Genomic DNA, 12881 nt, shown 5'->3' on the forward strand with positions numbered 1-12881 from the left:
TGCTCCTATTTCTTATTCTTCTTATAAAGTCATATAGGCGGGCAATGATGGCGAAGCATATTGGTAACCTACCACACGCGCTCGACGAAGAGGCCGAGCTGGCTCAACGTCTGGCCGGAAAGCAGCCGGCCGTTTTCCTCGATTACGATGGGACGCTGACCCCGATCCGCGATCGGCCGGAAGATGCCGTGATATCAGATGGTATGCGCGAGGCGGTGCGCAGGCTGGCGGAGCGCGTTCCGGTGTGCGTGGTCAGTGGGCGCGACCGCAAGGTCGTACAGGAATTGATGGGCATCAACAGCCTGATTGTGGCGGGCAGCCACGGCTTTGATATCTGGAGTCCAGATGGTCGGGCCATCCAGCGTGAAGAGGGCGCCGCATTTGAAGGTCTGCTGCACGATGTGGAGATGCGGCTACGCGCCGACCTGGCCGACATCCCTGGCGCGTTGATCGAACCCAAGAAGAGCTCGGTGGCCGTCCACTATCGTCTCGTCACCGATGAGTACCGGCCCCGAATCAAAGAGATCGTTGACATGATTCTCGGCGAGCATCCAGATGAGCTCAAGGTTACTCCGGGCAAGATGGTCTTTGAGATTCAGCCGAAACTGGACTGGGACAAGGGGAAGGCGGTGCTCTATCTGCTGGAGGAGTTAAGCCTGGATCGAGGTGATGTGGTACCTATCTACCTGGGCGACGATATCACCGATGAGGACGCATTTCGGGCCCTGGCAGGACGTGGCATCGGCGTCTTTGTCGGACATGCCGATGATCCTGAGACCGTTGGACGTACCACAGCCGCCGATTATGTGCTGAATACGATGGATGAGGTGGAGGGATTCCTCAACAGTCTGGCCGAGTTGGAGTCAGCAGAAGAAAAGCAGACGCTGCCCGGAGGCGCCCGGCCCAATCCAAATGATTGGACGCTTGCCTATGATTTCTTTGATCCCGAACAGGAGAGGTTGCGCGAGGTGCTGACCTCGACCGGAAACGGCTACTTCTGCACGCGTGGCAGTCTTGAGTGGGCCGACGTAGACGAGGTGCATTATCCGGGCACGTACGCGCATGGTTGTTATAATCGTGAGACGACCATCATGGGTGGTCGGCCGGTGCTCAATGAGGACCTGGTGAATCTTCCCAATTGGCTCCTGCTCAAACTGCGCATTGGCAATGAAGAGCCGATCAGCCTGAAGAACGTTGAGCTGCTGAGCTATCGGCACGCGGTCGATTTCCGCAACGCGACGGTGATACGCGAGATGCGCTTTCGCGATCGCCGGGGCCGTGAGACGACGCTGGTCAGCCGGCGTTTCGTTAGCATGGCGGATATGCATCAGGGGGCCCTGGAATGGACGATCACGGCCGAGAACTGGTCCGGTCCGGTCGAGGTGATTACCGCGCTCGACGCGCGCGTTATTAACCAGGGCGTCGCACGCTACCGCGAGCTTGAGGGCCGCCACCTGCATCCAGTGGCCAGCCGCACCCCACGTCCGGATACCATCTCCTTAATCGTGCATACTCGCCAGTCGCGCATCTATGTGGCTGAGGCAGTAAGGACACGTGTCTATGGAGATGTTGGTGAACTAGAAGTTGAGCGCAGCCGTTACCTGATGGAGGACTACGCCCATCAGACGCTGGGATTTGATCTGTTACAGGGGCAGCCTGTGCGGGTTGAGAAGATGGTCTCGTTCTATACCTCGCGTGACCAGGCGATCAACGAACCCCTGACCAACGCCGAGAAGGCGGTCAAGCGTTTCGGTACCTTTGATGAAGCTTTTGAACAGCATCGGCGCGCATGGGACGAGTTGTGGGACGATTGTGATATCCTGGTACCCAATGATGACCGGGTGCAGTTTCTGCTGCGCTTCCACGCCTCCCATGTGCTGCAGACCTGCTCTCCGCACACGGCCGATCTCGATGCCGGCGTCTCCGCGCGCGGTCTCAATGGAGAAGCCTATCGCGGCCACATCTTCTGGGATGAGCTCTACGTCTATCCCTTCCTGAATTTCCGCTTGCCAAAGATCACGCGCGGCCTGCTGATGTATCGCTACCGCAGGCTCGACGAGGCACGAGCGCTGGCCCGTGCCGCTGGCTACCGCGGCGCCATGTATCCCTGGCAGAGTGGCAGTGATGGTAAGGAAGAGACTCAGGTCGTGCACCTCAATCCTCGTTCCGGAGCGTGGGAGCCGGATCTGAGCCAGAATCAGAGACATGTGAGCGCGGCCATCTTCTACAACATCTGGCACTATATCCAGGCGACCGGTGATACCGATTTCTTGCTGGGGCCAGGAGCCGAGATGATGATGGAGATCGCGCGTTTCTGGGCCAGCATCGCCCACTTCAATCCGCAGCGTGGCCGCTACGAGATCCATAGCGTCATGGGGCCGGACGAGTTCCACGAGAAGTATCCCGACTCGGATCAGCCGGGTTTGCGCAATAACGCCTATACCAACGTGATGGTGGCCTGGATCTGTGATATCGCCAGTCGATTGCCCGACATGCTGGCGGAACGCCGCCGCCGCGCGCTGGCGGAGCGCATCAACCTCACCAGCCAGGAGATTGAGACCTGGAGAGACATGAGCCGGAAGATGTATGTTCCCTTCCGGGATGACGGGATTATCAATCAGTTCGACGGCTGGGACAGGCTGGAGGACCTGAACTGGGATGCCTATCGCGAGAAGTATGGCAACATCCAGCGCCTCGACCGTATCCTGCGCGCGGAAGGGAAAGAGCCCGATCGCTACAAGCTATCGAAGCAGGCGGACACCGTACTGTTGTTCTACCTGTTCCGGCAGGATGAGATGAAGGAGATCTTTGAGCGTCTGGGCTATGATTACTCGCCTGATATCCTGCGTAAGAACGTCGAGTACTATGATGCCCACACCTCGCATGGCTCTACATTAAGCTTTGTATCCTATGCTGGTATCTATGCCGAGATCGACCTGGCAACCTCCTGGGAGCGCTATCTGGTGGCACTGGAGAGCGATGTCGGTGACATCCAGGGCGGCACCACGGCCGAAGGCATCCACATGGGCGTGATGTCGGGGACGCTGGATCTGGTGCAGCGCAGCTATTTGGGCGAAGTGATTCGCGATGGTGTCCTCTACTTCAATCCCAAGCCCATTGAACAACTGCGTGGCCTGTCGCTGCCTATGCGCTTTAGAGGATTACTGATCAACGTTACCCTCGAAGAGGGGCGCCTGCGCGTCGGAGCCGAGGTCAACAGCCTCAATCAGTCCGTCAGAATAGGCGTCGGCAACCAGGTACGCGAGATCGGCTCGGGGGAAAGCTACACCTTTGAGCTTTAAATAGAGATTGCCCGCGCAATGTAGGAGAGTCATGTTACACGGGCGCAACCGCGCCCGTGTAACATGACTCTCCTACATTGCGTGCCCATGCTTAGTAGGCGTGAAGGACGTGGAGTAGATAGTCGTTACGGTTCAAGGGATTAAAGTCTGCGCGCTTCCTGGTGGGGAAGGCGCCCTCTATCTGGCGAAATCCGCCTGGCCTGGTCAGCAGGATGCCTTCACCCTCGGTAAAAGAGTTCAGGCTTCTTTTGAATGCCTCCGTAGTTGCCACTGGCAGCATTCCCGTTAACAGGAAGGTGTCACCGCGCAGCAGCGGTTTGTCAAAGAGTGCCCTGGATGCTGATAATTTATACATTGCTTTGCTGATAGCAGAGACGGGAGCGCTCAACTCAAACTGGTGCAGCGGCTCATAGACGGTGGTGCCCGCGCGTGTGAGCGCCTCCATCAGAACGAGCGGTACCAGCTTACGGAAATCGCCTGCTACCGTGACTGGACTGGAATAGCCGGTATGGGTCAGGATTACCGTAATATCGGTAACCTCCCAGCCGTAGAGCCCCTGTTTTAATACCTCGCGTGCCGTCTCCTCAATCGCCCGGTGGAATGGGAGGGGTAGCGACCCAAGCTTGACCTCTAACTTATAGCAGACGCCGCTATTGGTGGTGCCTGGCTCAACCCTGAATCCGATAGTTGCGGCGAATGGGTTTTCCGCCGCCGTTATCATTTCCAATGCCTGTCCTGTTCCGGCGGGTTTTTCGATACAGACCACCCTGGTCTCGGAGAAGCGAACCTCCAGGTTATATTTTTCCTGCAGCATTGCCTCGATGACTTCCTTCTGCACCTCACCGAAGATGCGTAGATAGAGCTCATGGTGGAAGGTATCCTTGAGCACCTTGATCAATGGATCTTCTTCCGCCATCTCCACCAGGGCCCGGTAGAGCTGTTGCGTTTGTGATGGATCTTTTGCCTCGATGCGCGCCTCCATTTGAGGCTCCACAAAGTGCAGGTCTTTAATCCTGTCAGATCGTTCGCCTATGATATCGCCGATGCAGACCTGCTTAAATCCCCAGATCTTGCAGAACTCACCGGCTTCTATGGTCGAGGCCTGAACCGTCCTCCCTTCATTGAACAGGTGCAGTTTTTTGACTTTTTCTTGATATGTATCGACCTCCTGTATATCAGTATTGCGGCTCACTGGAACGTATGCCCTGACATTGATGCTGCCCGAGAATAGCCTGACATAAGCGATCTTTTCGCTGGCCGTCTCTTTCTCGATCTTAAAGACGACACCAGATAGCGGAGCATCCTTCAGACCGCTGTTGGTGGGGAAGAATGTTGCCACTCCCGTGAGCAGTTCGGTAACGCCGATGCCGGTGATGGCCGAGCCAAAGAAGATCGGGTAAAGCTTTACCTCGCGGACCTGATTCGTCAGTGCTCTTCTGATCCGCTCCTCTGGTAGCGGTTCGTCGCGTAGATAAGCGGCCAGCAGACGGTCATCGTTGAGGGTGAGCATCTCTAAACATTCTTCGAAGAAGCCTGGATCGGTATCGCGACAAAAACGATGCTCGACGATAAACGCTTCCTTCGTGCCTATCTTTTCAGGTGTGGAGAGGGGAAGTACACACTCGGTCAGTTTTTCCTTGATGTGTTGGATGAGCGAAGCGGACTGCGCACCTCGGCGATCGATCTTGTTGATAAAGATGATGGTAGGGATGCCAAGCTTTGCCAGGATGGCCATGAGGAACTTTGTCTGGGCCTGAACTCCTTCCACGGCCGAGATCACCAGGATTGCCCCATCCAGCACGCTGAATGAGCGCTCAACTTCTGCGATAAAGTCGGCGTGTCCAGGGGTGTCAATGAGATTAACTTTGAGATCGTGATCCCGTACAAAAAAGGATACGATCGAGGCTTTAATGGTGATGCCTCTTCTTTTTTCCAGTTCTAGAGAATCGGTCTGGGTATTTCCTTGATCAACGCGCCCAATTTCGGCGATAACATTCGTCTCAAACAGTATGCGCTCCGTCAGGCTTGTCTTTCCAGCGTCCACGTGCGCGACGATGCCAATGTTCACTACCTGCATGCAGTAAATTCCTCTGTATATGCTGTTCTTCTATTCTCATTTCAATCTCCTTATGAATAATGTTGAATTGCCGCATTTGATGATTCTCCTGTCTTTTTGTGATAAAGCTACTGTGTAGCAACATTGAGTGGTTGTACCATATATGATGTGAGGCTGCTTTGTCAAGCTTTGTTAAGCGTGAGCAATAAATACATGCACCCATATAAAAATGGCCTATGAGCACCTCCGGTGCTCAACAACCCGTAGTGTATTGGTGCAACAGGGGTGCATCCGCGCCCCTGTTGCACCAATACATAAAACCGCGACGGCCGCTGATGCGGCCGCCCGTAAGACACCCTCTAAAAAGCACCTATGAGTCATCCCGGATGTTTCAAACATCCGGGATGACTCATAGGTGGATTCTCGAATGAAGTTTATACCTGTTTGCGGTCGATGTCTTTGTGGGTAATGGTCATGTAGGCGACGAGGGCGATGATCAGGACTGTCAGTACCAGGCTGATCGTTCCTGTGCCGAAGCCGATGCCACCGGCATCGCGGGGTTTGCCCATCCAGTCGGCGAAGGAGGCGCCCAGCGGTCGCGTCATGATGTAGGCGAACCAGAAGGCCAGAATCTCGTTTAAGCCCAGCAGCCAGCAGGCGAGGCCCGGCAGGGCGAACAGTACGATGAAGAGGAGCCCGGAGGTCAGGTAGCCCAGGTGCAGGGTGGTAGCGGTCATATCGCCCAGGGCCGTACCGAGCGCGAACGTGGTGATGATCGTCATCCAGTAAAAGAGCTCGCGGCGCAGCGTGTAGATGCTATGGATTGCCAGCGTCTTTTCGGTCGCGTACCAGGCGCCAAAGATAACGGCCAGCGCGACCGCGAAGAAGATGGTCGAGGTCAGATAGGGGATGCCCAGTCCGATATGGAGTACATCGGCGGCCATCGTGCCGAAGATAGCAACCATCACAACGGCGAACCAGTAGACCGCCGGTATATAGCGGCGCACCACAAGCTGTAAAACGAGTGCGATACATAAACCAAAGGCCCCGATAGCGACCGCGATCACCGGATCGATATGGTTGACCATATAGTCGGAGGTCGTTTCGCCCATCGCGGTTGTCAACAATTTGATGATCCAGAAGAAGATGGTAATTTCAGGAACCTTTTTGAGAAGATGTACGGCCTTATGCACAGGTTGTGCCGCCATATTATTGTGTCCCGGGATGGAACTGGCGGCATCAAACTGCGCGTCAGACTGGCCCTGTGAGGTAGGATTGCTCATGTACGATTTTTCCCCGCTACTGATACGATATTTTCGCCATTGATTTTCATATATTCATAAGAAACAAAAGAAATTTATTATTTTAGTTCACCCTTCATATTGATCGTATCATATCGAAGAATGCCCATCATACGTTGTGGTACTCTTGCCTCAGGACCATAGGAGGCTGGCTGAAACATGGTCAGGCCGCTTAACTGCAGCCTGACATAACCTGAACCAGTACCTACGCGGGAGGGCCGCGACGAATATGCTCGCGATACGCCGCGAAGGATTGTTCCGTCACCTGGTCGGTCGGTTCCAGTTCGATCCACCACGTCGCTCCCGCGTCGCTATACTGTCGCACCAGTTCAGCATTCTGATGCTTATCCTCGGACGGCTTCACATTCAGGGCCACGTCAAAGGGACCCGTTGCTATGCGATTGGCGTTGATATAAGAGATGGCCTCGCGTACCTCTGCGGGCGTCAGCATCCGGCCCGTATCCTGGTTGTTGGTCATGAGATAGATACCGTCCCAGCGCGCCGCTCTGCGCAATGGCTTGCGGCGCGGCCAACCGCCCGCGAGCCAGATAGGGATGCGTGGGGATTGCAGGGGTCCGGGCTGCAGGCTCACGTCGTGAATCTGATAGTGCTTGCCATCGAAGCTAAAGGTTTCGCCGCTCCAGAAGCCATCCAGGATAGCCAGGCCCTCATCCAACTTCTCGGCGCGAATGTGGGGATCGAAGCTCTCACCGAACGGGGTAAAGTCGAGATCGTGATAGCCCAGTGCGGCCCCGAAGATCAGGCGTCCATTGGACAGGTGGTCGAGACCCACGCTCTCGCGCGCCACCTGCCAGGGGCGGCGGCGTGGCAGTGGCGTGAGGAAGGCCCCGAGCTTGATGCGCTGGGTACGCATAGCGATCGCCGCCAGGGCGATCCAGGGATCTACCACCGGAATCTCAGGATGCCCCGGCATAAAAATCGTATCCCACAGAAAGAAACCATCCCAGCCCGCCTCTTCTGCCTCAACCGCCAGTTCGGCCAATGTGCGTGGGTCGGCGAATGCCCCCGCCGTCGGAATATCCAGACCATACTGCATCGTGATTGACTCTCCCTTCATTGATTGTTGAATGCATTTCAAGGGAGAGTCTATCTTATCTTGTTGACATCTTCTGTCATATTTTCATGCCATCACATGTAACCTGCACATGGCGGCAGATTATAGTGACTGCTCGGCGACGATGGATGTGGTGGCGGTTTCGCGCCGCACCACTGGGGCGACTTTAGTCCCAAACAGCTCGATGGCATGCATGACTTTGTTGTGAGGTAGCGCGCCGACGCTGGTCTGCATCAGTAAGCGCTGGTGACCGAAGATTTTGTGCTGGAAGAGGATCTTTTCTGTAACCTCCTCGGGGCTTCCCACCAGTAGCGCGCCGTGCAATGAACTGGCGGCATCATACTGGTTCCGAATCATCTTGCCCCAGCCGCGCTCGCGTCCCAGCATATTCATCATCTCCATGTAGTATAGGGCGTGCTCATCCCTGGCCGCCTGCGAGGTGTCCGCGATATAGCCATGCGAGTTGATGCTGATCGGTAGGGTAGAAGGATCATGTCCGGCGTGCTGAGCCGCCTGGCGATAGAGTCTGGCTAAAGGCGCGAAGCGTGCGGGCTCTCCACCAATGATGGCGATTGCCAGTGGCAGCCCCAGGAGACCCGCGCGCTGCACCGAAGCAGGCGTGCCGCCAACGGCGATCCAGACCGGCAGTGGATTCTGGATGGGGCGAGGATAGACGCCCAGGTTATCAAGGGTTGGGCGATGCTGCCCCGACCAGGTAACACGTTCAGACTCGCGGATGCGCAGGAGTAGATCGAGCTTTTCGGTGAACAATTCATCATAATCGTCGAGATCATAGCCAAAGAGCGGGAAGGACTCGATGAACGAGCCGCGCCCGGCCATGATCTCCGCGCGTCCACCGGAGAGCAGGTCGAGCGTCGCGAAATTCTGGAACACGCGCACCGGATCATCCGAGCTCAAGACGGTCACCGCGCTGGTCAGGCGGATTTTCTTTGTGCGTTCGGCGGCAGCGGCCAGCACCACAGCGGGCGTCGAGACCGCGTATCCAGGGCGATGGTGCTCGCCGACTCCAAACACATCGAGGCCAACCTGGTCGGCCAGCTCAATCTCTTCTATAAGGTCGCGCAGCCGCTGTGCGGGGCTGATCGTCTCCCCGGTCAATGGAGAAGGCATCACATCTGCGAACGTATAAAATCCCAGTTCCATTAGAACTCCTTGCAGGGCGTGTATGGCGGAAGTGCGCGCGGCCCCAGTCTGGATATGGACAGCAATGCCGGCTGCCCTATCCTTTCTAACTAATTGTATGTAACTTACAATAATATTGTACGCGCGAACGCCCTTAACCGTCAAGCTGGTGGATGTGCCAGACACACTTTTTACAGGGGGTACTAAAAATCTTCATAAGGAAATCTGCACGCTGGTAGAAAAGACCGGCGCGCAGAATGATGAAAGCTGGTTTTTTTTGTGGGTTGGTGCCGGGCTTGCCCCGGCTTGCCGCGAAGCGGCCCCAGGCGTCGGGGGATAGGAGGGGATCAAGCCACTCCGATCTCCCCATTTTCCATCTGGACCGCGATGAGCTTCGCGTAGAAGCCACGGCGCTGGAGAAGTTGCTGGTGCGTCCCCTGCTCTACGATGTGCCCCTCATCCAGCACAAGAATAAAGTCCGCGTTGCGGATGGTGCTGAGCCGGTGGGCGATAACGATCTGGGTGCAGGAGAGGCGATTAAGACTCTGCTCCACGGCCCGTTCGGTTGTCACATCCAGGGCGCTGGTAGCCTCATCGAGCAGGATCAGAGCGGGATGGTTCGCCAGGGCGCGGGCCAGGGCCAGGCGCTGACGCTGTCCTCCCGAAAAAACGCTGCCCCCCTCCGATAGCAATGTCTCGTACCCCATCGGCATCTTTTCGATATCCTCATGGATGGCCGCCGCTTTGGCGGCCCGCATAATCTGTTTTATATTCAGGTCCGGATTGTTGAACGAGATATTTTCACGTACCGAACCACTGAAGATAAAGGATTCCTGTAGCACCACCCCGAACTGGCGGCGCACCTCCTGATAGTTGAGTTGTTGCAGTGAAAGGCCATCGTACAGGATCTCCCCTTTGGTAGGGGTGATCAGGCCAATCAGGAGTTTGCCCAGCGTACTCTTTCCCGAGCCGGTCTTGCCAACCAGGGCCACTTTCTGTCCCGGCTGAATGCGCAGCGTAATATCCTTTAAAACCGCGGGGGTATTAGGATCGTACTGGAAGCTCACGTTTTTGAGTTCAAGGTTGCCCTTCAGTTTTGGTGGGAGCTGAACCTGATGCAGGTTCTGCTCCGACTCGCTCCCAAGCACATCCGCCAGGCGATCAAAGTGTGCATTGGCGATCTGCAGCTTTTGGCCGCTAGCGGCCAGAGAACTGAGTGGCACCAGGAATGAGACCGCCAGCGTGCTGAGCGCCAGCATAGAGCCTACTGACATCGTGCCATTGATAACCTGCGTCGCACCGACCCACAGCAGTAACAGCGGCGACAGGATCTGCAGAATCTCAAAGGCGATGCCGACAATGGCCTGCAGATAGTTGCGCTGATTCGAGATATTCATCTCATCGAAAAAAAGATTTGTCCAGCGTGCCAGGGCGCGCTGCTCCGCTCCGGCCGCCTTCACCGTCGCGATACCCGAGAGTACCTCGTTCAGATAGCCCTGTGTTTTGCCCTGCGCGATCAGATCGCGCATAGTCAGGCGGCGAATCGCCGATGCTGTGGTGAGTAGTAGCGCCACCTGAAGCACGCCAATCGCTATCGTTACGCCCGCGAAAAGCTTCGACTGCATGATCAGGACGATCAGGTAGATAATGACCGAGGAGCCATCCAGCAGAGTAGAGATAAGCTGACTCGTCAGCAGGTCGCGGATGGCCGCGTTGCTCTCGGTACGTGCCAGCAGATCGCCGTTCAAACGCATCTGGAAGAAGCGATAGGATAAGCTGAGGAGGTGTTCAAGGAAATTGAGCATCATCTTCGCATCGATTCGTGTCTGCAGAAAGATCAGCAAGGAGACGCGCATCAGCTTCAACACTCCCTGCATCATAATCAGAAACAGCATGCTGATGCCTAGCATGACCAGCAGATTCATCGAGCGGTTAGGAATGATATGGTCGATAACCATCTGGGTGAGCAGGGGAGTACCCAATCCGAAAATCTGGAGCAGGATTGAGATGCCAATAATCTGGGTAACGATTCCCTGCATGTTGGGCAGCGAGCGCAGATAGGTCCAGAGCGAAAGGGTGCGCGTCGAATGCTGACGTTCAAAGTTCGCCCCCGGCTCAAGCATCATCAAGATGCCGGTAAAGCCCTCCTCAAATTCGGCCATCGAGAGCCTTCTGCGTCCCGCAGCCGGATCGATGATATCGACATATTTTTTCGAGCAGCGCTCAATGACCACGAAGTGGTTAAACTCCCAGTGGGCGATGGCGGGCAATGTAATAAAGCGAAAATCGTTTGTTTTCAGCGAAACGGTGCGTACCCGTAGTCCATACTGGCGGGCCGCCTGAACGATCGTCAGGGCCGAGAGGCCATCACGACCCACGCCGCAGCGCTCCTGCACATCAGATACACTGACCGAACTGCCATGATAATTCAGAATCATGGCCAGGCAGCAGGCACCACATTCCACGGCACTCATCTGCCTTAACTCGTGAACGCGCCGCCAGCGCTTCTGGCGGCGCGGGGCGGCCTTTGATGGCTCTTTCCTGGTCTGAGAGCCGGACGCGGCGGCTACTGGTGGCTCTTGTCTGACCGGTAGTTCACCAGGCACGACCGTTGGCTCTTGTTGCTTGATCTGAGTTTCGGGAGTGACCACTGGTGATAGTTGCTTGATCTGAGTTTCGGGAGTGACCGCTGGAGGAGATGGTTTAGCTTTGATCGTGGGTACCGGGTGGCTGGGCAATGAAAGCAACTGGGGTCCATGTGATGGTGGGATATATGCCGCTTGATCTTGCGCAGGTGTTATGGCAGGAATGGGATTGAATGCAGGGGCTGGCTCGTCTTCTTGCGCGAAACTGGGTAGCAACAGGCGAGGGGGCACCTGAAGCGCCTGTCTTTTCTGGCCGGGTTCTGGCCCTTTCTGCGAAATATGCGGCTGCTGTTGCTGTTCCTTCATACATCTATCCCTTTAATTTTTCGAGTAGTTGATTGGCGCCCGGGATCAAGGAGAACACGCTCTGTGATCCTACCTGAATCTGCGCGCTACACAGGCTTCCTGCATATAGCCGTGCTGAGCTAGAGGATCCTATAAAGATAGTTACGGTGGTAGATGGTCCAATGATAACCTGCGCCAGTCCCCCTTGTAGCTTATAGCGGCTGCGAGCCTCTGCCGGACTGATAAGCTTTGTATCGACATGATCGACGGCGCCGGCGACATTAATTGGAGGTGAACCAATACTAACAACCACGGGTTGTCCTGGATGCAGATGTGTTCGCTGGTCTGGCGCAATGAAGAGCTGAGCGACCGTTGTTGTCTCGCTTTGTTCGCTTGTTTTCTGCTCTATAACCACTCCCTGACCCTGTATGACGACCGGCACCTGTATCGAGAGGGCGAATCCAGCGGCACCAATGAGCGCCAGCATGAAGATCCAGAAAAAGATCAAGGCGGGCGGATACGTTACACGCAGCAATACCCCCTGCTCCTGTCTTTGCTGATAGCGCTCGATAGCTTCCTTTCGAAATATAGGTCGTTCTGACATCGATATAACATTTCCTTATAAAGAGGCGAGGCAAAGTCTAACACAACCGCTGCTTTGTGTTATACCTTTGCCTCGTCCACATTGGTATTCCTGAGCCTAGAACAGGAAGACTGTCATCAGTTATGGAAGCAGGTTGCCGACAACTGATGTAACGTTTGCACCGTTGATCTCGGTTTTGGGGCTGATCTCCAGCTCGTTGCCGCTAACGGTTGTGACAACCTGGGTAACAGGGTTCGCAACATTTTTAACGGTTGCAACCACGCTATCCAGGTTGACGGGGGCGTGCAGGCTACCACCAGCGACCTGGCTCAACTGCTCGTCACTGACTTCTTCCAAATACTGCTCGGTAACTACTTCGTTTTTCTTGCCAAATTTGAACATTGAAATATGCTCCTTTTCCTACAACTTCTTACAATGTTTGCCGGTACCAGTACAATCATCCGGATTGCTGGCCGCAGTAAATGCTGGCA

The 12881-nt window shown here is 55.5% G+C and carries 8 protein-coding genes; 1 reads left to right on the forward strand and 7 read right to left on the reverse strand.

Features of this window, described 5'->3' with window-relative positions:
• Nucleotides 1-44 precede the first annotated feature (44 nt).
• Nucleotides 45-3302: a trehalose-phosphatase gene (gene otsB, locus KTT_RS16630; RefSeq protein WP_126597052.1), complete on the forward strand. Its 3258-nt coding sequence runs from the start codon at nt 45-47 to the stop codon at nt 3300-3302.
• Nucleotides 3303-3393: 91 nt separating this feature from the next.
• On the opposite strand, the gene KTT_RS16635 is transcribed toward otsB, so the two are convergent.
• The 7 genes from KTT_RS16635 to KTT_RS16665 all read right to left on the reverse strand — a co-directional run bounded on the left by KTT_RS16635 (nt 3394) and on the right by KTT_RS16665 (nt 12792).
• Nucleotides 3394-5379, reverse strand: a complete 1986-nt coding sequence (locus KTT_RS16635) for an elongation factor G (RefSeq protein ID WP_126597053.1) — start codon at nt 5377-5379, stop codon at nt 3394-3396.
• 413 nt (nt 5380-5792) lie between these two features.
• Nucleotides 5793-6566, reverse strand: coding sequence for a COG4705 family protein (locus tag KTT_RS16640; RefSeq protein ID WP_126599686.1), 774 nt, complete (start codon nt 6564-6566; stop codon nt 5793-5795).
• A 298-nt stretch (nt 6567-6864) separates the two neighbouring features.
• The gene (locus tag KTT_RS16645) at nt 6865-7716 is read right to left on the reverse strand and encodes an LLM class flavin-dependent oxidoreductase (RefSeq protein ID WP_160145924.1); all 852 of its coding nucleotides are present in this window, start codon (nt 7714-7716) and stop codon (nt 6865-6867) included.
• Nucleotides 7717-7836: 120 nt separating this feature from the next.
• Nucleotides 7837-8898 (reverse strand): LLM class flavin-dependent oxidoreductase, encoded by a 1062-nt coding sequence (locus tag KTT_RS16650; protein ID WP_126597055.1) that lies wholly within the window; start codon nt 8896-8898, stop codon nt 7837-7839.
• A gap of 326 nt (nt 8899-9224) precedes the next feature.
• Complete coding sequence (locus tag KTT_RS16655) at nt 9225-11828, reverse strand: peptidase domain-containing ABC transporter (RefSeq protein WP_126597056.1); 2604 nt, start codon at nt 11826-11828, stop codon at nt 9225-9227.
• 4 nt (nt 11829-11832) lie between these two features.
• Nucleotides 11833-12411, reverse strand: coding sequence for a hypothetical protein (locus tag KTT_RS16660; protein WP_126597057.1), 579 nt, complete (start codon nt 12409-12411; stop codon nt 11833-11835).
• A gap of 120 nt (nt 12412-12531) precedes the next feature.
• The gene (locus KTT_RS16665; protein ID WP_126597058.1) at nt 12532-12792 is read right to left on the reverse strand and encodes a hypothetical protein; all 261 of its coding nucleotides are present in this window, start codon (nt 12790-12792) and stop codon (nt 12532-12534) included.
• Between the last annotated feature and the right edge of the window lie 89 nt (nt 12793-12881).

The sequence above is a fragment of the Dictyobacter aurantiacus genome, assembly GCF_003967515.1.
Taxonomy (GTDB): domain Bacteria; phylum Chloroflexota; class Ktedonobacteria; order Ktedonobacterales; family Ktedonobacteraceae; genus Dictyobacter; species Dictyobacter aurantiacus.

Coding starts and splice junctions, on each gene's coding strand:
- KTT_RS16660 (WP_126597057.1), bottom strand. CDS start 12,411: ATGTCAGAACGACCTATATTTCGAAAGGAAGCTATCGAGCGCTATCAG.
- KTT_RS16640 (WP_126599686.1), bottom strand. CDS start 6,566: ATGGCGGCACAACCTGTGCATAAGGCCGTACATCTTCTCAAAAAGGTT.
- KTT_RS16655 (WP_126597056.1), bottom strand. CDS start 11,828: ATGAAGGAACAGCAACAGCAGCCGCATATTTCGCAGAAAGGGCCAGAA.
- KTT_RS16650 (WP_126597055.1), bottom strand. CDS start 8,898: ATGGAACTGGGATTTTATACGTTCGCAGATGTGATGCCTTCTCCATTG.
- otsB (WP_126597052.1), top strand. CDS start 45: ATGATGGCGAAGCATATTGGTAACCTACCACACGCGCTCGACGAAGAG.
- KTT_RS16635 (WP_126597053.1), bottom strand. CDS start 5,379: ATGCAGGTAGTGAACATTGGCATCGTCGCGCACGTGGACGCTGGAAAG.
- KTT_RS16665 (WP_126597058.1), bottom strand. CDS start 12,792: ATGTTCAAATTTGGCAAGAAAAACGAAGTAGTTACCGAGCAGTATTTG.
- KTT_RS16645 (WP_160145924.1), bottom strand. CDS start 7,716: ATGCAGTATGGTCTGGATATTCCGACGGCGGGGGCATTCGCCGACCCA.